The organism is Bacillus sp. SIMBA_005, from assembly GCF_046535585.1.
Classification (GTDB): Bacteria; Bacillota; Bacilli; order Bacillales; family Bacillaceae; genus Bacillus; species Bacillus pumilus.
The window spans coordinates 90,880-116,343 of the sequence record NZ_JAWRWI010000008.1 but is presented as its reverse complement, the minus strand read 5'-3'; the positions used below and the strand labels follow the sequence as shown (position 1 = coordinate 116,343).

Annotated in this window: 32 protein-coding genes; 8 read left to right on the top strand and 24 right to left on the bottom strand. The window is 41.1% G+C overall.

Features of this window, described 5'->3' with window-relative positions:
• Positions 1 to 9: 9 nt before the first annotated feature.
• Entirely contained in the window at positions 10 to 1,305 is a 1,296-nt protein-coding gene (locus tag SB660_RS14830) for a glycosyltransferase family A protein (protein WP_339162837.1), read from the bottom strand.
• 17 nt (positions 1,306 to 1,322) lie between these two features.
• Positions 1,323 to 1,643 carry a spore maturation protein CgeC gene (cgeC, locus tag SB660_RS14825; RefSeq protein WP_058014882.1) on the bottom strand — a complete coding sequence of 107 codons (321 nt, stop codon included), beginning with the start codon at positions 1,641 to 1,643 and terminating at the stop codon, positions 1,323 to 1,325.
• A gap of 207 nt (positions 1,644 to 1,850) precedes the next feature.
• On the opposite strand from cgeC, the gene SB660_RS14820 reads away from it, so the two are divergent.
• Together SB660_RS14820 and SB660_RS14815 are read left to right on the top strand one after the other, a co-directional pair.
• On the top strand, positions 1,851 to 2,252 hold the full coding sequence (locus SB660_RS14820; RefSeq protein WP_058014881.1) for a hypothetical protein: 402 nt from the start codon (positions 1,851 to 1,853) through the stop codon (positions 2,250 to 2,252).
• A 15-nt stretch (positions 2,253 to 2,267) separates the two neighbouring features.
• On the top strand, positions 2,268 to 3,230 hold the full coding sequence (locus SB660_RS14815; protein WP_061408253.1) for a CgeB family protein: 963 nt from the start codon (positions 2,268 to 2,270) through the stop codon (positions 3,228 to 3,230).
• Positions 3,231 to 3,264: 34 nt separating this feature from the next.
• Here SB660_RS14815 and SB660_RS14810 read toward each other — a convergent pair whose 3' ends face one another.
• On the bottom strand, positions 3,265 to 3,981 hold the full coding sequence (locus tag SB660_RS14810) for an acylneuraminate cytidylyltransferase family protein (RefSeq protein ID WP_339162841.1): 717 nt from the start codon (positions 3,979 to 3,981) through the stop codon (positions 3,265 to 3,267).
• Positions 3,982 to 4,225: 244 nt separating this feature from the next.
• Here SB660_RS14810 and SB660_RS14805 point away from each other — a divergent pair, with 244 nt between their 5' ends.
• On the top strand, positions 4,226 to 5,254 hold the full coding sequence (locus tag SB660_RS14805) for an SDR family NAD(P)-dependent oxidoreductase (protein WP_061408258.1): 1,029 nt from the start codon (positions 4,226 to 4,228) through the stop codon (positions 5,252 to 5,254).
• A 51-nt stretch (positions 5,255 to 5,305) separates the two neighbouring features.
• Here the strand turns inward: SB660_RS14805 and msrB are convergent, their stop codons facing one another.
• Both msrB and msrA read right to left on the bottom strand, forming a co-directional pair.
• Positions 5,306 to 5,737, bottom strand: coding sequence for a peptide-methionine (R)-S-oxide reductase MsrB (msrB, locus tag SB660_RS14800; RefSeq protein ID WP_012010290.1), 432 nt, complete (start codon positions 5,735 to 5,737; stop codon positions 5,306 to 5,308).
• The gene (msrA, locus tag SB660_RS14795; RefSeq protein WP_044141185.1) at positions 5,734 to 6,270 is read right to left on the bottom strand and encodes a peptide-methionine (S)-S-oxide reductase MsrA; all 537 of its coding nucleotides are present in this window, start codon (positions 6,268 to 6,270) and stop codon (positions 5,734 to 5,736) included. The genes msrB and msrA overlap by 4 nt, the downstream gene beginning before the upstream one ends.
• A gap of 155 nt (positions 6,271 to 6,425) precedes the next feature.
• Here msrA and SB660_RS14790 point away from each other — a divergent pair, with 155 nt between their 5' ends.
• The 3 genes from SB660_RS14790 to SB660_RS14780 all read left to right on the top strand — a co-directional run bounded on the left by SB660_RS14790 (position 6,426) and on the right by SB660_RS14780 (position 7,939).
• Positions 6,426 to 6,839, top strand: coding sequence for a MarR family transcriptional regulator (locus SB660_RS14790; protein WP_370339267.1), 414 nt, complete (start codon positions 6,426 to 6,428; stop codon positions 6,837 to 6,839).
• Between the two features lie 54 nt (positions 6,840 to 6,893).
• Complete coding sequence (locus tag SB660_RS14785; protein ID WP_061408261.1) at positions 6,894 to 7,154, top strand: hypothetical protein; 261 nt, start codon at positions 6,894 to 6,896, stop codon at positions 7,152 to 7,154.
• A gap of 119 nt (positions 7,155 to 7,273) precedes the next feature.
• Positions 7,274 to 7,939, top strand: a complete 666-nt coding sequence (locus SB660_RS14780) for a DUF4397 domain-containing protein (protein ID WP_058014875.1) — start codon at positions 7,274 to 7,276, stop codon at positions 7,937 to 7,939.
• Between the two features lie 31 nt (positions 7,940 to 7,970).
• Here SB660_RS14780 and ypmT read toward each other — a convergent pair whose 3' ends face one another.
• The 7 genes from ypmT to ilvA form a co-directional block, all read right to left on the bottom strand.
• Complete coding sequence (gene ypmT, locus SB660_RS14775; RefSeq protein ID WP_012010295.1) at positions 7,971 to 8,168, bottom strand: protein YpmT; 198 nt, start codon at positions 8,166 to 8,168, stop codon at positions 7,971 to 7,973.
• A gap of 22 nt (positions 8,169 to 8,190) precedes the next feature.
• Complete coding sequence (locus tag SB660_RS14770; RefSeq protein ID WP_044141181.1) at positions 8,191 to 8,757, bottom strand: YpmS family protein; 567 nt, start codon at positions 8,755 to 8,757, stop codon at positions 8,191 to 8,193.
• Positions 8,758 to 8,766: 9 nt separating this feature from the next.
• The gene (locus tag SB660_RS14765; RefSeq protein ID WP_058014873.1) at positions 8,767 to 9,528 is read right to left on the bottom strand and encodes an SGNH/GDSL hydrolase family protein; all 762 of its coding nucleotides are present in this window, start codon (positions 9,526 to 9,528) and stop codon (positions 8,767 to 8,769) included.
• A gap of 69 nt (positions 9,529 to 9,597) precedes the next feature.
• Positions 9,598 to 10,152, bottom strand: a complete 555-nt coding sequence (locus tag SB660_RS14760; protein WP_058014966.1) for an SCO family protein — start codon at positions 10,150 to 10,152, stop codon at positions 9,598 to 9,600.
• A gap of 60 nt (positions 10,153 to 10,212) precedes the next feature.
• Entirely contained in the window at positions 10,213 to 11,055 is an 843-nt protein-coding gene (locus SB660_RS14755) for a DegV family protein (protein ID WP_012010299.1), read from the bottom strand.
• 189 nt (positions 11,056 to 11,244) lie between these two features.
• Positions 11,245 to 11,496: a YpmP family protein gene (locus SB660_RS14750; RefSeq protein ID WP_003215729.1), complete on the bottom strand. Its 252-nt coding sequence runs from the start codon at positions 11,494 to 11,496 to the stop codon at positions 11,245 to 11,247.
• Between the two features lie 36 nt (positions 11,497 to 11,532).
• Positions 11,533 to 12,801: a threonine ammonia-lyase IlvA gene (gene ilvA / locus SB660_RS14745; protein WP_410583113.1), complete on the bottom strand. Its 1,269-nt coding sequence runs from the start codon at positions 12,799 to 12,801 to the stop codon at positions 11,533 to 11,535.
• A 181-nt stretch (positions 12,802 to 12,982) separates the two neighbouring features.
• Here ilvA and SB660_RS14740 point away from each other — a divergent pair, with 181 nt between their 5' ends.
• Entirely contained in the window at positions 12,983 to 13,951 is a 969-nt protein-coding gene (locus SB660_RS14740; RefSeq protein ID WP_410583111.1) for a sigma 54-interacting transcriptional regulator, read from the top strand.
• Positions 13,952 to 13,965: 14 nt separating this feature from the next.
• Positions 13,966 to 14,604 carry a PAQR family membrane homeostasis protein TrhA gene (gene trhA, locus SB660_RS14735; RefSeq protein WP_058014870.1) on the top strand — a complete coding sequence of 213 codons (639 nt, stop codon included), beginning with the start codon at positions 13,966 to 13,968 and terminating at the stop codon, positions 14,602 to 14,604.
• 35 nt (positions 14,605 to 14,639) lie between these two features.
• On the opposite strand, the gene SB660_RS14730 is transcribed toward trhA, so the two are convergent.
• The 12 genes from SB660_RS14730 to SB660_RS14675 all read right to left on the bottom strand — a co-directional run bounded on the left by SB660_RS14730 (position 14,640) and on the right by SB660_RS14675 (position 25,446).
• The gene (locus SB660_RS14730) at positions 14,640 to 15,263 is read right to left on the bottom strand and encodes a lysophospholipid acyltransferase family protein (RefSeq protein ID WP_339162851.1); all 624 of its coding nucleotides are present in this window, start codon (positions 15,261 to 15,263) and stop codon (positions 14,640 to 14,642) included.
• A gap of 19 nt (positions 15,264 to 15,282) precedes the next feature.
• Positions 15,283 to 15,768, bottom strand: a complete 486-nt coding sequence (gene folA / locus SB660_RS14725) for a type 3 dihydrofolate reductase (RefSeq protein WP_058014868.1) — start codon at positions 15,766 to 15,768, stop codon at positions 15,283 to 15,285.
• Complete coding sequence (locus tag SB660_RS14720) at positions 15,765 to 16,559, bottom strand: thymidylate synthase (protein ID WP_339162853.1); 795 nt, start codon at positions 16,557 to 16,559, stop codon at positions 15,765 to 15,767. The genes folA and SB660_RS14720 overlap by 4 nt, the downstream gene beginning before the upstream one ends.
• Before the next feature lie 103 nt (positions 16,560 to 16,662).
• A complete protein-coding gene (locus SB660_RS14715) occupies positions 16,663 to 17,190 on the bottom strand; it encodes a phosphatidylglycerophosphatase A family protein (protein WP_339162855.1) in 528 nt (175 codons plus the stop codon).
• Positions 17,191 to 17,208: 18 nt separating this feature from the next.
• Entirely contained in the window at positions 17,209 to 17,826 is a 618-nt protein-coding gene (locus tag SB660_RS14710; RefSeq protein WP_058014865.1) for a YpjP family protein, read from the bottom strand.
• Between the two features lie 234 nt (positions 17,827 to 18,060).
• Entirely contained in the window at positions 18,061 to 18,849 is a 789-nt protein-coding gene (locus SB660_RS14705) for a class I SAM-dependent methyltransferase (RefSeq protein ID WP_339162858.1), read from the bottom strand.
• Positions 18,850 to 18,915: 66 nt separating this feature from the next.
• A complete protein-coding gene (locus SB660_RS14700; protein WP_003215999.1) occupies positions 18,916 to 19,350 on the bottom strand; it encodes a BrxA/BrxB family bacilliredoxin in 435 nt (144 codons plus the stop codon).
• Between the two features lie 81 nt (positions 19,351 to 19,431).
• The gene (gene ilvD, locus SB660_RS14695) at positions 19,432 to 21,108 is read right to left on the bottom strand and encodes a dihydroxy-acid dehydratase (protein WP_012010311.1); all 1,677 of its coding nucleotides are present in this window, start codon (positions 21,106 to 21,108) and stop codon (positions 19,432 to 19,434) included.
• Between the two features lie 306 nt (positions 21,109 to 21,414).
• The gene (locus SB660_RS14690) at positions 21,415 to 22,551 is read right to left on the bottom strand and encodes a conserved virulence factor C family protein (RefSeq protein WP_410583106.1); all 1,137 of its coding nucleotides are present in this window, start codon (positions 22,549 to 22,551) and stop codon (positions 21,415 to 21,417) included.
• Positions 22,552 to 23,193 (bottom strand): HD domain-containing protein, encoded by a 642-nt coding sequence (locus SB660_RS14685; RefSeq protein WP_410583104.1) that lies wholly within the window; start codon positions 23,191 to 23,193, stop codon positions 22,552 to 22,554. It abuts the gene before it with no gap.
• Between the two features lie 13 nt (positions 23,194 to 23,206).
• Positions 23,207 to 23,689, bottom strand: coding sequence for a glutathione peroxidase (locus tag SB660_RS14680; RefSeq protein ID WP_003216059.1), 483 nt, complete (start codon positions 23,687 to 23,689; stop codon positions 23,207 to 23,209).
• 74 nt (positions 23,690 to 23,763) lie between these two features.
• The gene (locus SB660_RS14675) at positions 23,764 to 25,446 is read right to left on the bottom strand and encodes a formate--tetrahydrofolate ligase (protein ID WP_061408284.1); all 1,683 of its coding nucleotides are present in this window, start codon (positions 25,444 to 25,446) and stop codon (positions 23,764 to 23,766) included.
• Positions 25,447 to 25,464: the final 18 nt, after the last annotated feature.

Here is a 25,464-nt window from a genome sequence, read left to right as displayed (position 1 = left end):
GCACTCCTCTTATGAGGAGTGCTTTCGCCCTGATGTTTGATAAAGAGACATATCGAATTCTTGCAGCGATTCCATATACAGCGGCACGATCGGCTTCCCTTCTTGAAATAACGTAAATTGGGAAGGGTATAAATTAATGGGCTGATGATAAAAAGCAAATCGCTTTACAACCTCAGGATCAATACGGCAAAAGGTATGATGCATCAGTAAATACACATCTTGTTTCCATTTAAAGAGCCGCCTGTTTGGCGGATGAAATGCTGGAGACACTTGAATCATTCCTCCATCTTTAAACATCTGAAGCCGTTCATTTGAAATCGTATAGATCTCGTTAGGGTGAAACTGAAAATATTGCACGTCACGCTTTGAAGCAAATTGCCTTTTTTTCTGATCTTCAATATAATAGAACGTTTTCCCATGATCTGCCGTGACAACTGTATAATTGGGTACTGTCAGCATATCTTTTATCTCATATTTCATCGCACATAACGACGGAACTCGAATCGCACGCCTGTTTTTTTCATTCACCCAGCACCTTTCAATTCTATGAAGATTTCCGTTTGCGATTTGGTAGTAATCCCCTTCCTTTTCAATCACCGTTCCGTCAATGAGATCATACGGCATACTCGAAAATAAATGATGAAAGGAATGAGGCGTTTTATACGTTGTATCAAGTACATCTCTTAATGGAAAGAACGCAGCAAATTGATTCAGCCTCATCCAAAAAACGGAATCTGCATGATGCCAGTGTTTTGGCTCATCAGCCCAATATTGTCCGTATTTTTCATGAATTAGCGGAAGCAAACGCCTTCTGTGCATGACCGAACAATGATCCACTTGAAAGGACGCATGCTCCAATATTTGGTCAGCTTCACGCACAAAACTCATCGTCTCGACTAATTGCTTATTCACATGCACGACCCGCTGCGAGGAATACACAATATCTATATGAGGCTTCGACTGAAAAACATCCACCATTTTCTGCAAACGATCTTGATGATACACGCTATCATCTGTTAAATAACAAATGAGCTCACCTGTTATACGAGCTAACGCTTCATTAATAAGCGTCGCATACCGTACGGTTAACAGCCGTTTTGCAGGATGAACCGAGCGTGAATACAGATGAATGCGTTCATCATCTAAATAAGGCTGGATCTTTTGGATGGTGCCTTGTTCTGAGCCATCATCCATAATGAGAAGCTCCCAATTGGAATACGTTTGTTCCACCATACTTTTTAGCACACGATCAATGAAATCAGGTTTATTGTAGCTTGTTAAAATCACCGATACTTTCATGATCATTATCCTTTTTAATTAGATTAAAAAGCCCCCCAGCTGACGATGCTCACGTAAGGAACATTCACTCTTAGCTGATTAGTCGCGTTTTTAAAGACCGCTACTGTATCAAAGAGCTGCACAACAACTACGTTTTGAAGGACATCTCCATTGACCAAATGAACACGTGGCAGCGGAATCCCAAGCTCCAGCCACGGACGAAGTAATTCTTTGATGTCTGACACACTCTCTTCCTCACTTTCTTCTAATAGACGAAGAAGAAGTAAAATCAAGATGACTTCAAGTACTCCTTCTGCTTCTAGTAATTCTTCGTTCCAACCATTTAATAATTGTTCAAATTCCATTCATAATCCCTCTCTCTTCGCATTTAATCTTTACTAGAGTATGAGATTTACTTCATTTAGCCTCAACATTTGAAAACATTTTTTAAAATGTGTGAAGTGATTAAATGATAAAAAGGGCAAGGAATCAGCGTTCTGCTTATACCAAAAAAAATGAACGGCATATACATAGGGGTGAGTTTGAATTGATGAAGAAAGGATGGGGAAAAAATGAGCGACAAGCGTGCCGAATTAAAAAAAGAACTATTGAAAGTGTTTTTCAAACCACTTACTCGTGCATTAACAGTTAATCTTGAAGAAGGAGGGGTTCAAATGGAAGAAAAATTGAATGATTTACTAAGTGAAGTGGCAGCCGAGGCATCACCTTCAGATTCTGCTACAACACTCGATGTATCGCAGCCAGCAAGATGGATTTTTGCAAGACTTACACCAGGAACCGTCATTAGCATTGTCACTGATTCAGGAGACTTAATCGGGCCAGTTCAATTCGTATCATTCGATGCGTCAACAGGTGTTGTCTTTGTTACACAAGAAAGCTCAGTCACACCAACAGGCTCTGCAACGACTTTACTAGATGTAGATAAAGTTGAAAGTGTTACGTTCACGTCTTAATGTGAGAGGGCCATCATGAAGCTTCTTTATATCAGCTCTGGCTACGGCGGAATCTATCACATGTTTGATCAATGGGTAGAAAAGAGCTTCATTGATTCTCCCTTTTCATGTGTAAAAATTGACCGAGAATCTCTACCCGCTCACATGCACAAAATCCGGACATTTTCTCCGGATTTTGTTTTGATGATGATCGGTGATCAAGTTCCGAGTGAAGTGCTTCATCAATTCAAACAAGAAAAGATTCCGATCGTTTTATGGATGACAGAAGATCCTTTTTATACAGATGTGTCAGCTGCTTGCACGCGTGATGCGCGGCTCATATTAACGATTGATGAAGGAGCTTTGCCATTTTACAAGGAATTGGGCATAGGTCACGCCCACTACTTTCCCATTCCGGCAAATACACGTATTTTTCAAAGAAACGAATCGGCTGAAAAGATGTGCATCTACGACATCGCACTCATTGGCTACCCTTACCCCAACCGTATGAAAGCCATTGATACACTTTTACAACAGAAAAAATGGCAGATTCTCGTTGCAGGTAAGGAATGGCATCGTCATTTAAATAAGTCACGAAGACAATATCGAGATCTCACATTATTGACCAATTGGCTAAGCCCTCAGCAAATGGCGGACATCTATCAACAATCAGCGATTGTTCTTAATCCGCATAGACCGGCACAATTTGCCTATAACAAAAACAAAGCCATGATTCAAAATGTAAGCCTGAACAACAGAGCGTTTGATATCGCTGCAGCTGGAAGTTTTCAATTGACGGATCTACAACCGCCTCAAGCTTTTTCAAGCTTCGCTTTTTATAAAAATGAGGACGATATGCTGAAGCAGGTTGAATATTATGGATCAAATGCCGAGAAAAGAAAAGCAATCGCACGAAACAATTACGAACAAGTCGTTTCCTGGAATACATTTGAGACATTTCCACACAGACTTTATGAGATCGTAAAAAGCGCCCTATGAATGGGCGCTTTTCTCGTTAAAATTTTTCTTATGCCTAATCCTCCGCATCTCTGCGAGCCAATAAAACTTTCTCCGCTTTCTCAAGATCTTCTTCCTGTTTCACCACAAGTGATTTTTGGGGTTCCATGATATACGCTCCAACAGATCCTTCTAAAAAGGAATGAATGCATTCCTTTGCATATGGAACATGAAAAGCATACACTGCTCCATTTAAACGACCATACGTATATGGCTGCTCTTTCTTTGGCATGAAAAAGTAATGATTGTCCTTATATAAAGTGGCTTCATTATTCTCATGCAATGTCCATGTCTCATTTGGGTTTTCTAGCGCCTCTGTAAAAGATGCCATGCAGTCATAACTTCCTTCTACTAGAAGCTGCAAGCATTTCTCTATATCTTCCGGCTGTCTTAAAGGAGACGATGGATGCAAATAGAGAACAATATCAAAGGTCTTCCCTTCACGCTCTAAATAAGCAAGCGCATGCTTCACTGCTATGAGTGACGGTGTTTGTTCTGTTACATGACTGTCTGGCAGTTCAATCACACGGGCTCCGTAGTGAGAAGAAATGATTTGCGTATTGACATCCTCTGTAGAGACGATGATTTCGTCTAACTCAATCATTTGTAGTAACGGCTGAATGGTCCAATAGATGAGCGGCCGCTCCGCCAATATGCGGATATGTTCATCATGCTGATCGCGCCTGCTTCTAAAAGCTGGTATCAAGGCTAAAATACGATTTCCCCTATACATATATTCCCCTTCTCCCCTCGCGCGCAGCTCTCTTCATTTTCTCCTGAGCTGATCGCAGTAATGAAGTATTCAGGTCTCTCGTTTTTCTACTTATTCTCTTATCTCTCCATATTCTATTAAGACGTCAAGCAGATGGTTATAATGTGTTCACCTAATTTATATAGAAAGTGGTTCTTTTCCTCAAACGGATACCACTCTTTCACATATGATGCAAAGTAGAGAAATGAGAGTTGGGGGATTAGATATGTCCAAAAAGATAGAAAAGAATTTGAAGGCTTTTTTTCGTGACAAAACGATATTAGTCACAGGCGGTACAGGTTCAATCGGCCGTCAAATTGTGAAAAAATTAACAGCATGCTTTCCAAAGAAGATTATCGTCTTCAGCAAAGATGACAGCAAACAATACATGATGAAAAATGAGTATACAGATCACCCAGAAGTTGTCTTCGCTTTAGGGGATGTGCGAGATGCAAGCCGCGTGAGACAGCTCGTCAAAGGCGTTGATATCATCTTTCATGCAGCCGCCTTAAAACAAGTACCTACTTGTGAAGACAATCCGTTTGAAGCCGTACAAACAAATATTATCGGCGGGCAGCACGTCATTGAGGCTGCGATTGAACATGAAGTCAGTCATGTTGTCAACATCTCCACTGACAAAGCTGTTTCTCCGACAAATGCCATGGGTGCAACAAAATTAATTTCAGAAAAACTATTTTTCCAAGCAAACGAAAGTATTCCGAACCAAAAAACAATGTTTTGCTCTGTGCGTTTTGGCAATGTGCTTGGATCAAGAGGTTCCGTCATTCCCATCATGCTCCAGCAGTTGTTAAATGAAAAACCTTTGACCGTAACTGATCCTCATATGACACGTTTTTTTATGTCCATCGAAGAGGCTGTCTCCCTCACACTTCAAGCAGCCATCATGATGAAAGGCGGCGAAACGTTCATTCTCAAGATGGAGTCATTACAGCTTGCTGATCTCTTAAAAGCGTTTCATGAATATGCTGCTCAAATCAATGTCGCATCTCCGGAAATTCTCGTTGTCGGGAAAAGACCTGGAGAAAAGCTTCACGAAGAGCTTACATTTCCGCACGAAGCAGATACACTATTTGAGCATGAACAATTTTATGCCATTTTACCAAGACCAAAACGGCATCCTGCCTTTCAAAAAGTCGACTTAACCAATTACACATCTAATGAAGCGCCTCTCATTACAAAAGAAAAGCTATTTCACATCATTGAACAATTACATCACACGCATCATAAAAAATAAAAAATCGTCACACGGAAGCAGATGCTTTCCATGTGACGATTTTTCAATAGATCAATCAAAGAGATGTTTCAAATCCCCATAGCCTTCTTTTTCAAGATCATCTTTTGGAATAAACTTCAAAGCGGCTGAGTTAATACAATACCGAAGACCATTTGGTCCTGGTCCATCAGGAAATACATGACCTAGATGAGAATCAGCTGTCTTGCTGCGCACCTCTGTCCGCACCATCCCATGGCTTTTATCCACCTTCTCCGCTACTTCTTCATCTTCAAGCGGCTTTGTGAAACTCGGCCAGCCGCAATGGGCATCAAACTTATCTAAAGAAGAAAAAAGCGGCTTGCCTGAGATGATATCTACATAAATACCTTCTTCTTTATGATCCCAAAATTCATTTTGAAATGGCGGCTCAGTGCCATTATTTTGTGTGACTTCGTACTGCATTCGGTTTAATTCTTTTAATCGTTTTTCTTTATCGTTTGTCATGATTTATCACTCCAATGGGACTCAATAAAACCCGCTCTGCCAGAACCGACATGATATCGTTCATAGTGCATTTTGTTCTTTTTATAATAGTGCTGATGATACTCCTCTGCGGGATAAAAAGGAGCAGCATCTAATATTTCTGTCACAATTGGCTTTTGGAAAGTACCGCTTTCGTTCAGCTTCTCTTTCGATGCCTCTGCAAGCTTTCTTTGCTCGTCATGATGAACATAAATACCTGTGCGGTAGGACTCTCCTCTATCACCAAACTGCCCGCCATCATCTGTTGGGTCAATTTGCTGCCAATACAGTTCTAATAGCTTTTCATACGGGAAAACGTCTGGATCAAACGTAATTTGAACCGCTTCTCTATGTCCAGTTGTATTAGTACATACTTCTTCATAGGTCGGATTCACTGTATGTCCGCCAGTATACCCTGATTCAACTTTGATAATGCCCGGCTGTTCATCAAAAGGTTTAACCATACACCAGAAACAGCCTCCTGCAAATGTGGCTAATTCTTGTTTTTCAGACATATTAGTGCCCCCTTCATTTAAAAAATGGTATCATCATATTATAACATGATGAAAAATAATGAAAATGATACGACTTGTCTATCTAAATGATCAAAAAGCATTTTGTCGTATTTTAAAATATAATGGGGGTTTAATGATTGGAACAAAGAAAAAAAATGATGTATGAAATGGATACTTTACTGAGAACCGTATTTAAGCAGATCCGTTATGAGATTAACAGCCTGCTCGAAAACGAATTATCTCGGAATGAATTTCTCATTTTAAATCTGCTTCGTGAGCAAGGTGCAAAAAAAGTAACGGAATTTGCGTCCATTCTAGGGGTGTCAGCAAGCCATATCACAGCTGTGACCGACACACTCGTAGAAAAGGGCTGGATCACCCGTATCCGTTCTAAAGAGGATCGCCGCATCATCAAAATCCACTTAACCGATAAGGGTAAGGAAATTACTGAGCATTTTGAGAAAAAGAAAACAGAATACTTTATGGAGCGATTTGAGTCATTCGATGACGAAGAACTGAAAACAATGATCAAATTATTTAAAAAGCTGGATAAAAGTCAAAAGGATTAAGCATAGAATTTAGCGCACTGGACATGCTACAGATAAAAAGAGGTGGAATAAACCATGACAAGCCCTTATCTTTGTCCAAACTGTAAAACGAACAGAACGCGCTTTAATCTGATTGAGCAGCTTTCAGAACCTGTGAAACTTGACCCTGCGACCGGAGCAGTTGTCGAAAGATACGATGGAGAGCAGCTTTCTCCTTTTCACATGAGCTATCAAGGTCCACAAATAAAAGTTCAGTGCGGTGTTTGTGGTCTCATTGAGGATGAAAAAACGTTCATTAAGCTAGCTGAATATCATCAATATTCTTCTCCTTCTTAACATGCGGGCCTGACGGAAAACGTCAGGCTTTTTTCTATGCTTCGTTTGCCTATACAGATCACCTTTTTCATGCATACGCTACAAAAAACACCATCGCATGAGAAAGTAGGGATTGATACATGCAGCAGCTCTTTTATCATGACTATCTATACCGTTCACTCGCTGCGGGTTTCGAGCATCCTCAAAGCAGCGTTTCATCCAAAGCCTTTATTCGGCTCTTTCACGCTGCCCCAGATCTTAGTGAGCTTGCTGTTTATGTGAACCGGAATGAGGTCTTGAAAAAAATGCCTTACAGCCAGTTAACAGCCTATATGGAGTGGGATGAGGGAATGTATGAGATAGAAGTGTTCAAGCTAGCTACAAAACAAAGAGTTCTTCATTCTCGTATGATAATTAAACGTGACGAGATTTACACCCTATGTATCACGGGTGCACATGCAGGTTTTGCGCTGCTGACAGAGCGGCAAGACCCTCTGATTCAACACGAGGACCTGTCAGCTCTTACCTTTGTCCACCTTTCTCCAGACCTTCCTTCCATTGATATATATGAACGTGATCAAGGGGTGTTAGCAAAGGAGCTTCACTATGTAAACAGCACTCACATTCATCATTTCTCCCCGAATAAATATCATTTTGAATTGAAAGCCGCCGGCACTCAAAGCATACTGCTTGATATCCCAAAAGTTCATCTGCAAGCAAACCGGGCATACCTCATTCTGCTTCATGGATTTGCTAATGGAGAGCCAGAGCTTATGGCGAAGGTGGTCTTGTCTCAGCAAAGATAAAAAAGAGCCTTTTCCATAGAGGAAAGGCTCTTTACGAGACATCTTCAGCTTTTTCTTGCTTTTGAAAATCAAAAGCAAGAATCATGATACCTAGAAATAATGCACAATAGGCAATATTTAAGTAAAACTGATCGATATTTTCTGCTCTTAAATCAGTGGCAGCTGTAATGCCAAAGTATGCAGCAAATAAAAACGACAGTAAACTAAAATATTGATAGACTCGCTTCATGATTTCACTCCTGACTTACTTTCTATTGCTTTGGATGATAATATGAGAACTCAATTTCATCGTTCTCTAGATCAATTTTGTTTGCTTTCACATACATATCATTCGTCAGTGGCATTTCTGAAAGGCGCACTTCAACCGTTTTTTGATCCGGTTTCACATGAACGAATTCTGGCAGTTCATAGAACTGACCCATGTAGCTTAGTACAAAACTAATCGGAATGCTCAATTGTCCAATTGAAAGGCCATCCACTTTCAAAAGCACATCACCATTATCTTCGACAGTTGGCGTAAATGAGACGTTAGCATCAATCGTCGAAGAGAAAGCCTTTATGGCGCCTGTTACTTTCACATCTTGATCGATCGCCACATGAAAGTCTGGCATATCACTTGACCCTTGATTTTTCAAGTAATCATTGATAAAGCTGGTGAGTGATTCCTTTGAGCTAGATATATTAAAAGAATACTCACTTTTCAATTCTTTAGTTGAAGCGGATTGACCGCCTGGCAGCAACATCAAAATACCGCAGGCAAGTACAATCAATAGATTGATTGCAAGTAAAATAAAAAATAAGCTTTTCCACTTTTTCATACGTTCACCCTATTCCTTCGGCAGTCCTTCTTTTTTCACTTTGGAGAATAAACGATTTGCCATAAGAGAGTATCCCTTTTGGTTTGGGTGGAAATCATCATCTGCCAGTAATTTTTCATCAGAATCTTCCTCAAATAAATCTGCTACATTGACCATATCAGCATTGCCGTCTTTTTTCAGTTCTTTTTTGGCGACGGCATTCCAGTCTTTGACGACTTCATCAATGTCTTTCAGCTCAGTGAGACTGAATTTAAAAGGATTATACATGCTTACATACATGATCTTCGCGTGGTCATTATGTTCTCTCAGTTGAGCAAGAATGGTTTTAAAGCGCTCCTCAAAAGGACCCTGCTCTTTTTGAAAAGGAGCAAACGTCAAATTGAGCACATTTTGACGGACGACATGCATTAAGTCATTGCCGCCGATCGTAAAGAAAATATAGTCAGCATCTTTCAGACCGTCTTGCACCTTTTTTTCTTTTAATCTTTTTAATAAATCTACCGTTCTACTGCCTTTAATGGCATAGTTTTTTAATGTGACAGATTGCACGCCGTCCACCGCTTCTAACTTGTCACGGGTTATGCCTGCATATCCTTTTTTTTGTTGATCTCCGATTCCTTCTGTTAAGGAATCTCCAACCGCTGCGATCGTAATATGTTCTTTTACGTTTTGTGTGTCTTCTAGTTTATCCTTTATGCCAGCCTCTTGTGCGGAACATGCAGAAAGAACAAAAGCTAGAGACATCACAATCAAAATCAAACGAGCCTTCAAACGATGATGTCCCTCCTTTTTCTGATTAAAAAAGTGTATCATGTTTTTGCTCATTTGAACATCTTTATGCTAGCTTCGGATCAGCGTTTTGATGTCCTTGATGATGTCATCATATGGCGTGTTTTGTACACCATCATAATTTTTCATCACTTTTCCTTCTTGATCAACTAGGAAAAACAATGACTGATGGATCACTTGGTCTTCATCTTCGGGTTTCTTCACAATGGTTTTAAAGCTTTTCATTGCGAATTTTTCGATCGCAGACTGTGAATAGCCAGTGAGGAAATCCCAATTTTTAAAGGATAAAGGATATGCTTTTGCAAATTCTTTTAGCTTTTTCGGTGAGTCTACCTCCGGGTCCACGCTAAAGGAAATGATATGTGCATCCAATTTTTCTTCTTTTAACCGTTTTTGCAGCTCTGTCATATGTGCAGTCATCGGCGGACAGATCGTTTCACAGCTTGTGAAAATAAAATCTGCCACCCATACTTTCCCCTTCAAATCATCTAATGACACCTTTTTCCCATCCTGATTTTCATATTCAAACGGCTGTATTTGATAATTTAACGCATCTTTGATTTGTCCATTTGAACATGAGACTAAAAGAAGCACGCTTATGATCATAAGCGCACCAAGTAAGGCTCTCCTTTTTTTAAGCACGGTACGTCCATCCCCTTTTTCAAGTCAATCGGTATAAAAAGTAAAGCCTATTGCGCCTTTTCCAGTGTGACACGAAATAATCGGTGTTGTGTAGGCGATGTCAACAAGTGCTTCAGGTGTATGATCAAGCAGCGCTGATTTGAGCTTTTCAGCGAGTTCTAATGCATCTGCATGCGCTATCCCAATGGCTTGAACTGTTTTTCCTTTCACCGCCTGTACATACTGTTTGGTTAAATAGCGGACAAGAGCAGAATAGCTTCTCACATTCGCTTCAGGCGTATATACCCCGTCTGTTAAGCTGGCAATTGGTTTGATGTGAAGAAGTGAGCCGATCAGCGCCTTCCCTCTCCCAATTCTTCCACCTTTCACGAGATTTTCTAATGTATCGATTGTGACAAATAGCTTTGTTTCAAGACGGATTTTATCCATTTCTTTGATAATATCTTCACGGCTTGCACCATTTTGTGCAAGTTCGGCTGCTTTGGTGACTTGAAACCCTAATCCATAGGAAATAAAGTTTGAATCAATCACGGTGATGTTTCCGTCTACCATTTTCGAAGCGCTTTCAGCAGTTTGAACTGTACCACTCATTCCGCCCGTTAAATGGATACTAATGACTTCGCTTCCATCTGCCGTTAGTTTTTCATATAATTCGACGAATTGACCGATCGCAGGTTGAGACGTTTTCGGCAATTCTTCAGCGGCCTCCATTTTTTCGATAAATTCATCTGGCTGTATATTCACTCGGTCAATATAATCAACCCCAGAAATGGAGATATTGAGCGGAATCACGTGAATTGAAAGATCATTGATTTTTTCTTGCGGAAGATCCACAGTAGAATCTGTTACAATTTTAATTTGTTTCACTATCGTCTCATCCTTGCTGTCTTAGTCTTTACTTATGATATTACCTTATTTCGTGCGTACTTGAAAACAACTGTCAGAACGTTTTTGAAATTGTCACATTTGCTTGTTTGCATGAAAAAAATCCTTGCCAAATCTGAGCAGCAGCCATTTTAAAACAGCCGCTCACTCCCTTTGACAAAGATTCCTTTTTTACGCATTGTGTTTCAGTGTAGGCTCCTGATAGATCTGCTCATATGTGCTCCACTTGACGTTACGTTTCACATCCTCTCTGAAAGAGTACACAGCTCTCTTTCCTTTAGATACATAGACTTTTTTCAAGAAAGCTTCAAGTCTAAAGGTGAGCATGAAACGATACGGCTCATCTCCCTTTAGTACAGGAACTTCTGTTACCTTGATCTGAGCTCCATCCATCCGTCTAAAACATATTGTTTTGAGCAGCACAAACGATCAATCCTCTTTTCCAATGTTCTGTTACGCCTAAATAAATAGGTGGAATAAATCTTGATCTTTATTCACTTCAACATAATGGAATCCTTTTTTATTCATCCGTTCAATGAGCGCCGCATAGTCATCTCTTTCTTTCAATTCGATGCCAACAAGCGCCGGTCCTTTGCTTCGGTTATTCTTTTTCGTATATTCAAAGCGGGAGATATCATCATTTGACCCTAATACTTCATCTAAAAACTCCCGAAGCGCACCTGCTCTTTGCGGAAAATTGACAATGAAATAATGTTGTAGCCCTTCATAGATCATCGACCGTTCTTTGATTTCCTGCATTCTGCCAATGTCATTATTTCCTCCACTGACAATACAGACAACATTTTTCCCTTTAATCTCCTCGCGATGGGCATCCAGCGCTGCGATCGGAAGTGCGCCTGCCGGCTCTGCTACAATCGCACATTGATTATAAAGCTCTAAAATGGTTGTACATACTTTCCCCTCAGGTACAAGACTAATTTTATCGACAACAGATTGTAGCGATGTAAACGTCTTTTCGCCAATCCGCTGAACCGCTGCTCCGTCTACAAACTTATCAATGGAATCAAGTGTCACAACCTTGCCCTTTTCATGGGAAGCATGGAGTGAAGCTGCGCCAAGCGGTTCGACGGCAATGATTTCAGTTTCTGGGGCGATATTTTTGATATATGTACCAACACCAGATAACAGACCGCCACCTCCAACACTTGCAAATAAAAAGTGAGGCTCCACTTCGATATCATTTAATATTTCTACAGCAGTCGTTCCTTGTCCTGCCATCACATCCAAATCATCAAACGGATGGATAAACTCACGCTTTTCTTCATCTCCACATTTCACTGCTTCATGATATGAATCATCAAACGTATCTCCGGTTAAGATAATTTCAACATATTCTTTTCCGAAAAGCTCTACTTGAGATACTTTTTGCCTTGGTGTCGTAGCAGGCATAAAGATTTTTCCGTGGATACCTAGATATTTACAAGAATAGGCAACACCTTGTGCGTGATTTCCTGCACTTGCACAAACAATGCCGTTTTTTAGTTTATCTTTTGGAAGCTGGCTCATTTTATTAAAAGCGCCTCTTAATTTAAAGGAACGAACTACTTGAAGATCCTCTCTTTTTAAGTAGACATTACATTCATATCGTTCAGAAAGTCGCTCATTTTTTTGAAGAGGTGTATGAATGACTACATCCTTCAAATTTTGATGGGCCTTTAAAATGTCTTTCACTTGAATTAGCGTGTTTTCTTTGAGCAACGGTTTCATGTACAAGATCCTTTCTCTTTAACCTTATTTAATTTGTCATTATAACATGAATATTCAAAAAATAAACCAATAGATCATAGATCAAGCATAAATTTCATAAACTTTTTCGTTTCTCTGTACATTTGGTTTTATTGGGTGTTACAATTGAACCAATTAGAACCACAAAGAAAGGAATCACCCGATGACCACACATTCGTTTACGTCTATATATGGAGAGCACCAAGAAATGAAGCGTGCCATTCACCTGGCAAATCAATTCACAAAACACGAGCAGCCGGTCTTGATCACAGGAGAAATTGGCACAGGCAAAACACGCTTTGCCCATGAAATTGCTCATGCATCGGCTCCAAACGCTTCACTGACACATCTATATTGTCCCATCCTAGATGAAGATACCTTGCAAAAAGCCTTCACTGAAAAAAAACGTCAAATTCTTTATTTAGACGAAATTGCCGCATTAAGTATTCCTATGCAGCATCAGGTCATTCGTTTTCTAGAAAGCTCTCCTGCAACAAAAATCATTGCCACTTCGTCTTTATCAATAGAGGCATTGAGGGTTTCATCTACCTTTTTACCTGAGCTGTTTTATCGCTTAAACGTTTTCCATTTACCTTTACCGTCATTAGCAGATCGAAAAACAGATATTCCTGTGTTAACAACTGCTTTCTTTCAGGAGCTGAGCATGGCGCCTGATATTGATCCAAGTGTTTGGGAAACCTTGCAGGAGTATCCGTTTGAAGGAAACGTGCAGGAACTCAAAAATATCGTTCATTATGCTGCAGTCATTCTCGAAGGGCAAACGGTATTTTTACATCACCTGCCGCCTTTTGTATTAACCCCTCTTTCGCCGGAGGTAAAAGGAAAAAAAGAAGAACATCAGCTCACTTTAATGGAAAAACAAGAGTTTGTTTTCCTACTGGAAGCCATTAAATCTCTCAATGAGAAAGGTGAAGCAGCCAGCAGACGCATCTTGTCTGAATTAAGCAAGCAAGGCGACATCCCGCTGACCCCTCAGCAGGTAAGAAGCCGATTAGATGACCTTGAGAAAAAAGCATACGTGACGAAAGGAAAGGGCAGGGCCGGCACGAAGATTACTCTTGAAGGTCTTTCATTCCTGAAGTCACTTGATGGTTATATACCGGTTCAATAAAAGGAGGACATCCATTGTTTACTGTAAAAGAAGAAATTGCAAACGCCATTACACATGGCATAGGCGTTATTTTATCCATACCAGCCATTGTTTTTCTTGTGTTATTCGCTGTTCAATACGGCACTGTCACAGAGATCGTAAGCTTTTCAATATTTGGCGCATCTATGCTGCTGCTCTATTTAAGCTCGACCTTGCTTCATAGCATTCGGCACAAAAAAACAAAAGATGTATTTGAAATCCTCGATCACTCGGCTATTTATGTATTGATTGCTGGTACCTACACGCCTTTTTTACTAGGACCATTAAAAGGCGCACTCGGCTATACGCTTCTTGCGATTGTATGGGCTCTTGCTGCTGGCGGAATTGTCTTTAAAATCTTTTTCGTCAAACGGTTTATCATTGTGTCCACCCTTGTTTATTTATTAATGGGCTGGATGATTATCATTGCCATCAAACCACTTTACATTGGGTTAACAGGCCCAGGGTTTGGCCTCTTACTGTTAGGCGGTCTATTGTATTCAGCCGGAACCATCTTTTATATTTGGCGGAAGATCCCCTATCATCATGCGATTTGGCACAGCTTTGTTCTAGGCGGCAGTGCATCCATGTTCTTCTGTATTCTTTTCTACTGTGTGAACATTCCTGCTGCATGAAAAAAACCAGCATCCGAAAGTGGATGCTGGTTTTTCTATGCGCGCTTTTGGGCGTAATCGCTCATCATGACAGGTGCTTTAATATGAATATCAACATTCACAGGGTGCAGTCTTTTCACGACTTTCCCAGTTAATAGACGATCCGTTCCACTTGTTTCAATCGGTACAAGCGGACAATCACAATCTTCACCAAGTGCCTCTGCTATGTGACGCTGTGCTTCTGAAAGCAATACACTCTGCCCAGATAAGATTTTTTCCTTTGCTTCTTCTAATAAGGCATCATCAGATTGATTCTGATGAATAACCGCCATCTTCTTCAGCCATTGTTTTAAAATAGGATATCGAAAAAGATTCGGCTTTGCCATGAAAGCAAATGGTTTCTCAAGGTGACCAATCAATAATGCCGTTGTGGCTGGATTCAGTGCCTGTGTGAAATAAATAACGGGTCCATCCGGCAGCTTCTTTTGCTGGTGAATGGTCATGACTGATCCTGACTGATCAATACAGCCCCTGGCAAACCTTTTTGCATGCTCATGAATGAGATGCATTCGTTTCGTATAGGAAATGCGCGGATCAGTTAATTCATGGGCATGCAAATGCCTCATACTTTTAAAAAGGGATACAACAACATAAATCGTTAAAAACCAATAACGAAACAACCGTACTCCTCCTACTCATTTATCCTTTTTTGTCATAAACGACAAATTCATAATTGTAGGGGTTCTTTTCGTCACGATGGCCTTTTTCGCGTGATACAACCGTCCATTCGTTTTCATCGTAATCAGGAAAGTAGCGGTCTCCTTCAAACGCATGATGAATATGCGTAATATATAGACGATCCGCATATGGCATCATTTCTTCATACAGCTTAGACCCGCCGATGATAAATAACTCTGTCTCGCTTTTTCCAATTGCCAAAATATCAGCAATGGAATGGACAACCTCACATCCTTCTGCTTCAAAAGAAGAACTTGTTGTGAGCACGATATTACGGCGGTTAGGTAGCGCTCGTCCAATGGATTCAAACGTTTTTCTGCCCATGACAATCGTATGGCCGCCTGTGACCTTCTTAAAATACGCTAAATCAGCTGGTAAATGCCAGGGCATTTGATTATCTTGACCAATGACTCTGTCTTTTCCTGTCGCCACAATCATCGAAATCATACACTGACTTCTCCTTTGATATGCGGATGCGGATCATAGTTCTCAAGTACAAAATCATCGAACGTGAAGTCGAAAATGCTCTTCACATCTCTTGCGATGCGAAGCTGCGGAAGCGTGCGTTCCTCGCGCTCTAGCTGCATGTTCACCTGCGGAAGATGATTCTGATAAATATGTGCATCTCCTAGCGTATGAACAAACTCTCCTGGCTCAAGATTTGTGACTTTGGCAATCATCATCGTAAGAAGAGCATATGAAGCAATATTAAATGGGACGCCTAAAAAGATATCTGCCGATCTTTGATAGAGCTGGCAGGAAAGCTTCCCATTTGATACGTAAAATTGAAACAGACAATGGCATGGCGGCAGCGCCATTTGATCAATTTCACCCGGGTTCCAAGCGCTGACGATCAGTCTTCTTGAATTCGGATTATGCTCGATATCATGGATCAGCTTTGTGATCTGATCTACAGTCTCACCATCCCCACTAGCCCAAGATCGCCACTGCGCCCCGTACACACGGCCCAGTTCGCCATTTTCATCTGCCCATTCGTTCCAAATACGGACACCATTTTCCTGAAGATATTTGACATTTGTATCACCTTTTAAAAACCACAGTAACTCATGAATAATTGATTTCAGGTGCAATTTCTTTGTTGTTAAAAGTGGAAATCCTTCCTGCAAATCAAATCTCATCTGGTAACCGAACGTGCTGATTGTGCCTGTTCCCGTTCTGTCACCTTTTTCATCCCCGTGCTGTAATACATGACGGCATAACTCTTTGTATTGTTTCATTTTTTTCATCCTTTATTTATGTTCTTGTTGTAGTTTACCTTATTTCTGCTTTTGTTTAAACCAAAAAAACATGCCTGCATGAGGAGCAGACATGTTTTTCTTTTTATACTTGATTCACTCGATCCTGCTCTTCGTCCTTAATATCTTGGTGTGAGTGAGCAATACGACTAGCTGCTGCTGCAGCTAGCGCGGCGACAAGGTCATCAAGGAAAGTATGCACTTCACCTGGGCGACCTTCATCTAATTCCCTGATAATGCCAAATTTCTCTTTATCTAAATAACCGAAGTTCGTCAAACCGATTGATCCATATACATTGACAATGGAAAGCGGAATAATCTCATCAATTCCATATAGCGGCTCATCTGTTTCAACTAAGTGCTGCAAAGGTTCTGGCAATAGCTTTTGTTCAGCCAGCTGGTCAAGGGCAAGTCCTGTTAAAACTGCATGGACAATTTCCCTTTTATTCAACACTTTCTCAACATTTTCAACACAGACACTAAGTGGAAGGTTTGGATGGTATTTTTCTTGAAGCTTTAGCACAATATGTGCAATATCTTCAATTTTCACTCCACGTTCGTTTAACATTTGTTTTGTAATCTGCACCATTTCGTTCATTGTATATTTTTTCAATTGGCATGACATCTCCTTCTAGTGGCTCATCCAGCTCGGCGGGGTGTTTTTGTCCCAGTAAATATTACCGAGTTCATGATGCGTCTGGAATCCATCTTCTGCTGTATGGTAGTGAAAGTTAAACCAATATCCGCTGTGTGGCGGCTGATCTCTTCTCACATGAAAACGGAGCAAATCTTCTCCAGTCTTCCGATTGTAGATGTGAAAGATTTTTTCGCCATTTCCGCTTGAAGGCTGATCAGTTAACACAACATCTTGAAATTTTTCGTCATCTTTGAAATTTGTTAAAACATCGGTTAACACTTGTTCAATTTTCGGTTGAATCTCTTCTCTGTACTCGTCTTCAATGACAGGCGTGATTTTACGGCCGAATTTGAGAAAGGATTGATTTTCTGCACTTGATAGAACCTCTTCCTTATATTGCTCAAAGGGGTCTACCTGCTCTTCGCTTGCCTCTTGCGATCGTTCCCAGCTGCGTAATTCATCTGATGTATCATAAACCGCTGTATAAGGCGTTTTATCAGGTGAAGAAAGTTCAGATGGCTTGTCTGTCATCAAAGCCGACGGAGGAGAAACCAAACCAAAAGTTGCAATTGTAAAGAGCGCAACAAGCGTTTTTCTCATCCACATCTTCATGATATCTAATTCCTTCCATAAGTTATCATACTGCTATTCTAGCATATAATGAATTTTCAGTCATTCAATTTGGTCACTGATTTGAGACTTTCTTTTTCATAATAAAACGTTTACAATAACAGTACAGGCAACTAAAATTTGGGAGGAATGGGTATGCTTGAAGGCTTTTTCATCACAGCTTCCTTGCTGACACTGTTTTATTTTGTCTATATGGAAATTACGGATTAAAAGCCCTTAGTGAGGGCTTTTTTCTTTCTCGATATACCCATAATGAAATTGGGCTGTTTTTCGTTTGATGACATGAAATTTGTAAGAGTCCGCTTTAAATCGTGTGCTTTTCCAATGATCTTTTAACACCACTCTTTTTCTTGCCACCCTTAATGCTTCTTGCACGGCTGATTCGTGATCAAAGTCGTGCTCTGCCGCATGACGCAGCGGCGCTATACTTGTAGATTCTTGAATCGTTTCCTCAAACATGGGGTCAAAATAGACGATATCAAATGAACAGTCAGGATACTTCTTTAGCTGCTCGATACTGTCTCCACTGATAACAGAAATCCGTTTCATCGCTTCATCAGCTTCCTCTATTCCCGTCTCCCATGTATTCAGTCCTTCTCGCACTAGTAATGCCGTAATGGGATTCTTTTCAATACCGACGACCCTTCCCTTCCTGCCTAACGCACAGCTTGCAGTTATCGCATCAGACCCTAAGCCAAGTGTGCAATCTAAAAAGGAATCGCCCGGCTTTAGCTGTGCTGCTTCAATTAAAGGATCCTTTTCTCCGCGCAAGAGCCGCTTCACCCTGAACATCGCTGAGCTTGGATGAAAGAAGAACTTTTCACCATTTGGCTGATACCATTCAAATCTTTCTTTCCCGACAACAAGGACATCTCCTCGTTTCACCGCAAGCTGCTTGACGGATTGTTTGCGTCTTTCTACATACTCACCATGTAAATCCTCTGCAAGACCCTTCGCTGTTTCAATCGTTTGTTCATTTGCTCTAAAGCTTGTTGTAATGAGCATATCGTTCCTCCATCATGATCAAGAAAAAATGCCCTGATCTAGTTACAGGGCATTTCAACACGTGTATTAGCAATGTTTTTCGAATGCAGTTAAGACATTTTTCATGATATCTTCCATTTCATGACCTTCAATTTCGTCACGCGGGATAAAATGAACGAGTTCATTTCCTTTTAAAAGGGCCATAGAAGGAGATGATGGCTCTTCACCTGTGAAATATTCTCTCATTTTTGCCGTGGCTTCCCGGTCCTGCCCAGCAAATACTGTGACGATTTTGTCTGGCGCTTTTTCTGCCTTCATTACAGCTTGAGTCGCTGCTGGGCGCGCTAATCCTGCAGCACAGCCGCATACAGAATTAACAACAACAAATGTTGTTCCTTCAGCCTCTTGCATGGTTTGTTCTACTTCTTCTTCCGTCGTCAGTTCTTGAAATCCTGCACTTGTCAGCTCTTGGCGCATTGGCACAACGAGCTGGCGCATATATTCTTCATATGCCATTGACATAAAAAAGCCCCCTCTAAAATCCTTATGTTGTGAATAAAGGATACTATAGAGAGAGCCAATTTTCAAATGTTCTATTTCAGATTAAATTTTCATGATTCCGCCTGTATTGGCTGATGTCACAAGTTTTGAATATCTAGCAAGATAGCCAGTTTTCACTTTTGGTTCAAAGCCTTTCCAGTTCGCTTTTCGTTTTTCCCATTCTTCTTCTGGAACATCGACGCTTAAAATGCGCTGTTCAATATCGACGACGACATGGTCACCATTTTCAACAAAGGCAAGCGGGCCGCCCTCAGCTGCTTCAGGAGAGACGTGTCCGATAGACAAGCCGCGTGAAGCGCCGGAAAAACGTCCGTCCGTAATTAAAGCAACCTTTGGTCCAAGTCCCATCCCGACAATTTGTGAAGTAGGAGCAAGCATTTCTGGCATACCAGGTCCGCCTTTAGGTCCTTCATAGCGAATGATAACAACATGTCCTGCTTCTACTTTTCTATTAATGATGCCTTCAAGAGCTTCTTCTTGGGATTCAAATACGATCGCAGGCCCTTCGTGACGTGTGATCCCATCTTGTACCCCGCCCGTTTTAATAATGGCTCCATCTGGCGCAAGGTTTCCAAATAAAACGGCTAAGCCGCCCTTTTCAGTAAATGGTTTGTCGATTGGATAAATGACGTTATAGTCCTTAACCTCATGACCTGCAATGTTCTCACCAAGCGTTTTCGCGGTGACGGTCATTGTATCTAAATGAAGTGCGCCTTCTTTTTTGGACAATTCATTTAGCGCAGCTGTGACGCCGCCGGCTTCATGTAAATCCTCAATATAAACATCCGAAGCTGGCGCAAGTTTTGATAAATGAGGCACACGCTCTGCTACTTCATTGATACGTTCAAGTGAATATTCAACACCTGCTTCATTTGCAATCGCCAGTGTGTGAAGAACTGTATTCGTTGACCCACCAAGTGCCATATCTAATGCAAATGCGTTATCAATTGCTTTTTCAGTTACAATATCACGTGGTTTAATATCCTTTTTAATGAGCTCCATTAGTTGTTTTGCTGACTTTTTCGCAAATTCTCTTCGCTCTGGTGATGTCGCCAAAATTGTGCCATTCCCAGGAAGAGCAATTCCAAGCGCCTCTGCTAAACAGTTCATTGAGTTTGCTGTAAACATCCCTGAACAAGATCCGCAGGTCGGACAGCCAAACTGTTCTAATTCATTTAATTCCTCTTCGTTAATTTTACCTGACTGGTATGCACCAACGCCTTCAAATACAGAAGAAAGAGAAATTTTTCTGCCATCACTTGTTCTACCCGCTTCCATCGGTCCACCGCTGACAAAGACCGTTGGAATATTGACACGCATCGCTGCCATCATCATCCCTGGTGTAATTTTATCGCAGTTAGGAATACAAACCATGCCATCAAACCAGTGAGCAGATACAACGGTTTCGACAGAGTCAGCGATGATTTCACGGCTTGGTAATGAATATCTCATCCCGATATGCCCCATCGCAATTCCATCGTCGACCCCAATTGTATTGAATTCAAATGGGACTCCGCCAGCTTCACGAATGGCTTCTTTCACAATCTTTCCGAATTCCTGAAGATGGACATGTCCTGGGACAATATCAATATAGGAATTACATACAGCAATAAATGGCTTGCCGAAGTCCTCATCCTTTACCCCCGCTGCTCTTAGTAAGCTTCGGTGAGGTGCTCTGTCAATTCCTTGTTTAATCATATTACTACGTAATTCTGCCATCTGTTTAAAAAGCCTCCTATACTACAAGTCTTGTTGACTGTATGATTTTGAGTTGATTTTATTTTACAAATTTTCTGTTTATTTGACCACCGATGAATGACTGATGACCAACATGGCTGCTGAAGCTAGCGCTCAGCAAGGTTCGTGTCATAAAATCTGACCTCCAATATTCTATATTGGTACTACTATATAGAGTTTTTTCGTATATTTCAACAATATTCAAAATAATTTTTCTAAAAAAATTTTTCTGTCTATGACTTTAAGAAAACAAGCTGCCTATCATTGGCAGCTTGTTCAAATGTCTCATCATTCTGATGCATTTTTTCTACTTTCTGTCATTTGCTTCCATACTGAACCTTTCGCTTCTTCTCCGTGCTCAATGCGCTCAATCGCCATTTTCACTTGAAGGCTGACTTCAAATTCAGGGTCTTGCTCAGCTTCTTTTAATGCGTCAAGTGCTGTTTCGTCACCTTCTTCATAAAGAAACATCGCTGCACGCCAGCGGACAAGCTTACTTGGATCCTTTAATGCTTCGATCATTGCTTCTATAGCGTTCGGGTCACCAAGGTCTGAAATGCAGTCTCCAGCGGTTCTGCGGACCGTCACTGTTTTATCTTTAAGCCCTTTATATAAAATAGGCAGAATAGCAGGATCTTCAATCATTCCAGCATTCACAACGGCTTGTCTGCGAATGGATGTTTTTGGGTCTTCCATTGCTTTCATTAAAACAGGTATATCCTTTTGCTCTGGCTGCATTTGCTCTAGATGGGCAAAACGCTTTTTCCAATCTTCCTCGCGCAGCATATCTTCTGTTACATCATACGCCTTTCGGTTCACTTGTCGATCTACAGCTTCTTGACCTTCTTTGACTGCCTCTGTTAAGCGTGCTAAACGCTCATCATCATAGGCTGCTTGCAGCTCTTCTGTGACTTCCTGACCGATATCTGCAAAGTCACCAAAACGAACGCCATGTTCTTTCCACACACGTTCAAATACGACATTGTCTGAACTGCTTCTGAGCTTTAAAATAGCTGCTTGGAAGCGTTCAGGCATGCCGAACCGCTCTTCTCTTTCACCGTCTGTTAATTTGACTTGCATCGGAATCCCATTAAACATTTGGACAAACACTTTGACTTCGCCAAATGTGTCACCGCCAGACTGCGATCCTTCCTGAAGGCCTTCTGATTCTTGACCAAAGGCTTCTCTGACCTGCTGCAAAATGCCCTGCCAGTCAAACTTTGCATTACGCTCAACAGCTAAGAAATCTGCGACATGATAAACACCTTTTACACCTTCAATGTTCAAAATGCGCTTGATCATCTCTGGCGCTTCGTCTTTTTGATCCTTTTTGTAATTGTTGCTTTTACCGCCGGCAAGTGCTTCTGTCAAAATGACCTTCATCGTATTTGGACTTGGCGTCGGTTCTATCGCTGTTATTTTCATCTATACATCCTCCTTACACACATAAAGACCCAACTCATCTGTAAGGCCGCATTCTTCTTTCCACGTCTTGATAAATAGGCTCATCAAATCGTGCCGCTCCTCAGCAAGCAGCTTTCCTGTACGAGTGTTCATTAAGTCTTTTAATTTGAGCAGTTTTTCTTCCATATGTTTTAGCACGGAGCCCTGCTGCGTGTCCTTTGAATAGTGGGGTTCCCCTTTTGCGCCTGCATACGTAAACACCCTCGCAATACCGGTTGCTCCTATCGCATCGAGACGATCTGCATCTTGAACAATAGCCCCTTCTAACGTTATTGGTCTATTCTGCTTATGTCGATGTCGAAAAGACATCGTTGTAATGATGTCCATGATATAACGAATATCCCGCGTATGAACTTCCCAAGAAAGGAGCTGAAGCTCAAGCCGCTTTGGTGAAAGCTTCCATTCACCCGGCAGCTTTTCATCAATGACATCATGAACAATCGCTGCCATTTCAATCACAAACAGAGAGCCGCCTTCCTGATTAGCAATTTGGCGGGCAAGCTGCCGCACACGATCAATATGAGCCGCATCGTGTCCAGTAGGTTCATATTTCAGCCGATCTGAAACAAAGGAGGCAGCTGTCTCCAATTGTTTTTTCTGCATAACGGTAAGCACCTTATTTGTCCAAAAGAGCGATGATGGAGCTTTCTAATTCTTTTGGTGATGTTTTCGGAGAGAACCGCTCAGTGACTTCTCCGTTTTGATCCACGATAAATTTTGTGAAATTCCATTTCACTGTTTTCGTCCCAAGTACACCTTTTGCATGACTTGTTAAATGTTTGAAAAGCGGGTGCGCATTGTCACCATTGACATCTACTTTTGCAAACATAGGGAAGGTCACCCCATAATTCAAAGAACAGAATTCTTGAATGGCTTCTTCCCCTTCTGGTTCTTGGTTCATAAATTGGTTACATGGAAATCCTAAAATTTCAAGGCCCTTTTCATGATATTGATCATATAGCTCTTGCAGTTGTTTAAATTGAGGAGTTAGTCCACATTTGCTTGCTGTGTTGACAATAATGAGTACTTTTCCTTTATAATCTGCCATTGATTTTTCTTGACCGTTAATGGTCTTGACCTGAATATCATAAATTGACATCTCATAGCCTCCTAGGATTCACTTTTTTCTATCGTAACATGCTTCTTTTATAAAATCGCTTTTTATGCTTCCGGTTAAAAGAGTCCTGTCACACTGCCGTCTTCTAATAAATCCATCTCGAGCGCTGCAGGTTTTTTAGGTAATCCAGGCATTGTCAATATGCTTCCAGTTAAAGCAACAATAAATCCTGCTCCTACAGATGGTTTTAACTCACGAATCGTAATGGTGAAGCCCTTAGGTCTCCCAATTAAAGCTGGATCATCCGAAAGTGAATATTGCGTTTTTGCCATACAAACCGGTAAATGCCCCCAGCCGTTTGCCTCGATGGCTGCCAGCTGTTTTCTTGCTTTTGAAGTGAGTGTGACCCCGTCTGCTCCGTAAACCACTTTGGCAACTTTAGATAATTTTTCTTCGATGGCATCATGCTCTTCATACAAATAGGAAAAGCTGTTCTTCTTCTTTTCAATAAGTGTTGCGAGCTCTTCGGCGAGTGCTGTGCCGCCTTCGCCTCCTTCTTCCCATACATTCACTGCCTTGACTGGGTGGCCATGTGCGTGGCACCAATCTTCTATCGCTTGAATCTCTTCTTTAGTATCAGTGATAAACCTGTTAACTGCGACAATGTACGGAAGACCGAAGGATTGGACGGTTTCAATATGCTTTTCTAAATTATGTATACCTTTTAATACAGCTTCTGCATTCTCTTCTTTGAGTTCTGTTTTCTTCATTCCGCCATGCATCTTTAATGCTCTGACTGTCGCCACAATGACCACTGCACCAGGCTTGAAATCACCAGCTCTTGTTTTAATGTGCAGGAACTTTTCTGCTCCAAGATCTGCTCCAAATCCAGCTTCTGTTACGACATAATCAGCTAATTTCGCAGCCATTTTAGTCGCAATTAAACTATTACACCCATGCGCAATATTGGCAAAAGGACCGCCATGAACGAGGGCCGGAGTTCCTTCAATCGTTTGTACAAGATTTGGTTTGAGCGCGTCTTTTAAAAGTAACGTTAGAACACCTTCATATCCAAGTGCGCCAACAGTGACTGGCTCCCCGTCTTGATTATAGGCAACAACAATAGAAGAAAGACGTTTTTTCAAATCGGTTAAGTCTTCTGCTAAACAAAGGATGGCCATCATTTCGGAGGCAACTGTGATGTCAAACCCGTCTTCTCTAGGATACCCATTTACCTGTCCACCAAGTCCGACAACGACCTGTCTTAATGCACGATCGTTTAAATCAAGCACTCGCTTCCATACAATGCGGCGCGCGTCGATGCCAAGTTCATTTCCGTGATGGATATGGTTATCAATAAACGCAGATAAGGCATTATGTGCAGAAGTAATGGCATGAAAATCTCCTGTAAAATGAAGATTGATTTCTTCCATTGGTAGCACCTGTGAATATCCTCCACCTGCTGCACCGCCTTTTATGCCCATTGTAGGACCTAATGAAGGCTCTCGCATTGCAATGATTGCTTTTTTCCCTATTTTTTCGAAGGCTTGGCCGAGTCCGACTGTGACGGTGGACTTCCCTTCACCTGCTGGCGTTGGGTTGATGGATGTGACAAGAATCACATGTCCTTCTTTTTGTTCTTTTAAACGGTCAAAAATAGTCAAAGATATTTTCGCTTTTGTGAAACCATAGCATTCTAATTCTTCGTCATGTATTTGCAGCTTAGCTGCGATGTCTTGAATAGGTCTCAGCTTTGCCTTTTGGGCGATATCAATATCTGATAAATGCTTTGTGATCATAAATAAACGGCCTCCTTT

Coding starts and splice junctions, on each gene's coding strand:
- SB660_RS14830 (WP_339162837.1), bottom strand. CDS start 1,305: ATGATCATGAAAGTATCGGTGATTTTAACAAGCTACAATAAACCTGAT.
- cgeC (WP_058014882.1), bottom strand. CDS start 1,643: ATGGAATTTGAACAATTATTAAATGGTTGGAACGAAGAATTACTAGAA.
- SB660_RS14820 (WP_058014881.1), top strand. CDS start 1,851: ATGAGCGACAAGCGTGCCGAATTAAAAAAAGAACTATTGAAAGTGTTT.
- SB660_RS14815 (WP_061408253.1), top strand. CDS start 2,268: ATGAAGCTTCTTTATATCAGCTCTGGCTACGGCGGAATCTATCACATG.
- SB660_RS14810 (WP_339162841.1), bottom strand. CDS start 3,981: ATGTATAGGGGAAATCGTATTTTAGCCTTGATACCAGCTTTTAGAAGC.
- SB660_RS14805 (WP_061408258.1), top strand. CDS start 4,226: ATGTCCAAAAAGATAGAAAAGAATTTGAAGGCTTTTTTTCGTGACAAA.
- msrB (WP_012010290.1), bottom strand. CDS start 5,737: ATGACAAACGATAAAGAAAAACGATTAAAAGAATTAAACCGAATGCAG.
- msrA (WP_044141185.1), bottom strand. CDS start 6,270: ATGTCTGAAAAACAAGAATTAGCCACATTTGCAGGAGGCTGTTTCTGG.
- SB660_RS14790 (WP_370339267.1), top strand. CDS start 6,426: ATGATGTATGAAATGGATACTTTACTGAGAACCGTATTTAAGCAGATC.
- SB660_RS14785 (WP_061408261.1), top strand. CDS start 6,894: ATGACAAGCCCTTATCTTTGTCCAAACTGTAAAACGAACAGAACGCGC.
- SB660_RS14780 (WP_058014875.1), top strand. CDS start 7,274: ATGCAGCAGCTCTTTTATCATGACTATCTATACCGTTCACTCGCTGCG.
- ypmT (WP_012010295.1), bottom strand. CDS start 8,168: ATGAAGCGAGTCTATCAATATTTTAGTTTACTGTCGTTTTTATTTGCT.
- SB660_RS14770 (WP_044141181.1), bottom strand. CDS start 8,757: ATGAAAAAGTGGAAAAGCTTATTTTTTATTTTACTTGCAATCAATCTA.
- SB660_RS14760 (WP_058014966.1), bottom strand. CDS start 10,152: ATGATCATAAGCGTGCTTCTTTTAGTCTCATGTTCAAATGGACAAATC.
- ilvA (WP_410583113.1), bottom strand. CDS start 12,801: ATGAAACCGTTGCTCAAAGAAAACACGCTAATTCAAGTGAAAGACATT.
- SB660_RS14740 (WP_410583111.1), top strand. CDS start 12,983: ATGACCACACATTCGTTTACGTCTATATATGGAGAGCACCAAGAAATG.
- folA (WP_058014868.1), bottom strand. CDS start 15,768: ATGATTTCGATGATTGTGGCGACAGGAAAAGACAGAGTCATTGGTCAA.
- SB660_RS14720 (WP_339162853.1), bottom strand. CDS start 16,559: ATGAAACAATACAAAGAGTTATGCCGTCATGTATTACAGCACGGGGAT.
- SB660_RS14710 (WP_058014865.1), bottom strand. CDS start 17,826: ATGAAGATGTGGATGAGAAAAACGCTTGTTGCGCTCTTTACAATTGCA.
- SB660_RS14705 (WP_339162858.1), bottom strand. CDS start 18,849: ATGCTCATTACAACAAGCTTTAGAGCAAATGAACAAACGATTGAAACA.
- SB660_RS14700 (WP_003215999.1), bottom strand. CDS start 19,350: ATGTCAATGGCATATGAAGAATATATGCGCCAGCTCGTTGTGCCAATG.
- ilvD (WP_012010311.1), bottom strand. CDS start 21,108: ATGGCAGAATTACGTAGTAATATGATTAAACAAGGAATTGACAGAGCA.
- SB660_RS14690 (WP_410583106.1), bottom strand. CDS start 22,551: ATGAAAATAACAGCGATAGAACCGACGCCAAGTCCAAATACGATGAAG.
- SB660_RS14685 (WP_410583104.1), bottom strand. CDS start 23,193: ATGCAGAAAAAACAATTGGAGACAGCTGCCTCCTTTGTTTCAGATCGG.
- SB660_RS14680 (WP_003216059.1), bottom strand. CDS start 23,689: ATGTCAATTTATGATATTCAGGTCAAGACCATTAACGGTCAAGAAAAA.
- SB660_RS14675 (WP_061408284.1), bottom strand. CDS start 25,446: ATGATCACAAAGCATTTATCAGATATTGATATCGCCCAAAAGGCAAAG.